Below are 1,603 nucleotides of genomic sequence, written 5' to 3' on the forward strand. Positions count from 1 at the left end.
CTTCGTAAGGAGGTGATCCAACCGCAGGTTCCCCTACGGTTACCTTGTTACGACTTCACCCCAGTCATGAACCACACCGTGGTAAACGCCCTCCCGAAGGTTAAGCTATCTACTTCTGGTGCAACCCACTCCCATGGTGTGACGGGCGGTGTGTACAAGGCCCGGGAACGTATTCACCGTGACATTCTGATTCACGATTACTAGCGATTCCGACTTCATGGAGTCGAGTTGCAGACTCCAATCCGGACTTAGACGTACTTTATGAGGTCCGCTTGCTCTCGCGAGGTCGCTTCTCTTTGTATACGCCATTGTAGCACGTGTGTAGCCCTGGTCGTAAGGGCCATGATGACTTGACGTCGTCCCCACCTTCCTCCGCTTTATCAACGGCAGTCTCCTTTGAGTTCCCGGCCGTACCAATGGCAACAAAGGATAAGGGTTGCGCTCGTTGCGGGACTTAACCCAACATTTCACAACACGAGCTGACGACAGCCATGCAGCACCTGTCTCACAGTTCCCGAAGGCACTCTCGTATCTCTACAAGATTCTGTGGATGTCAAGACCAGGTAAGGTTCTTCGCGTTGCATCGAATTAAACCACATGCTCCACCGCTTGTGCGGGCCCCCGTCAATTCATTTGAGTTTTAACCTTGCGGCCGTACTCCCCAGGCGGTCGATTTATCGCGTTAGCTTCGGAGCCCATCACTCTAGGCAACAAACTCCAAATCGACATCGTTTACAGCGTGGACTACCAGGGTATCTAATCCTGTTTGCTCCCCACGCTTTCGCATCTCAGCGTCAGTATCTGTCCAGAAGGCCGCCTTCGCCACCGGTATTCCTCCACATCTCTACGCATTTCACCGCTACACGTGGAATTCTACCTTCCTCTACAATACTCTAGTTAACCAGTTTTAAGTGCAATTCCTAGGTTGAGCCCAGGGCTTTCACACCTAACTTAATTATCCGCCTACATGCCCTTTACGCCCAGTCATTCCGATTAACGCTCGCACCCTCCGTATTACCGCGGCTGCTGGCACGGAGTTAGCCGGTGCTTCTTCTGTGATTAACGTCAATTAATGCACCTATTAGATACATTACCTTCCTCATCACCGAAAGTACTTTACAACCCGAAGGCCTTCTTCATACACGCGGCATGGCTGCATCAGGGTTCCCCCCATTGTGCAATATTCCCCACTGCTGCCTCCCGTAGGAGTCTGGACCGTGTCTCAGTTCCAGTGTGGCTGGTCATCCTCTCAGACCAGCTAGAGATCGTCGCCTAGGTGAGCCTTTACCCCACCTACTAGCTAATCCCATATGGGTTCATCAAATGGCGCATGGCCCGAAAGTCCCATGCTTTGGTCTTACGACTTTATACGGTATTAGCAGTCGTTTCCAACTGTTGTCCCCTTCCATTCGGCAGATCCCCATACTTTACTCACCCGTCCGCCACTCGTCATCAAGTGCAAGCACTCATGTTACCGTTCGACTTGCATGTGTTAAGCCTGCCGCCAGCGTTCAATCTGAGCCATGATCAAACTCTTCAATTTAAAGTTTGATGCTCAATAACTGTCTCTGACATATTCAAATGAATCTTCAGTGTCACTTAT

The 1,603-nt window shown here is 50.9% G+C and carries 1 rRNA gene; it reads right to left on the reverse strand.

The annotated features are described in order from the left end of the window. Positions 1 to 5 precede the first annotated feature (5 nt). Positions 6 to 1,543 (reverse strand): 16S ribosomal RNA (locus tag GYX25_RS11055). Between the last annotated feature and the right edge of the window lie 60 nt (positions 1,544 to 1,603).

Origin of the sequence: Gilliamella sp. ESL0254, assembly GCF_013344985.1 — a bacterium.
GTDB lineage: Bacteria > Pseudomonadota > Gammaproteobacteria > Enterobacterales > Orbaceae > Gilliamella > Gilliamella bombicola.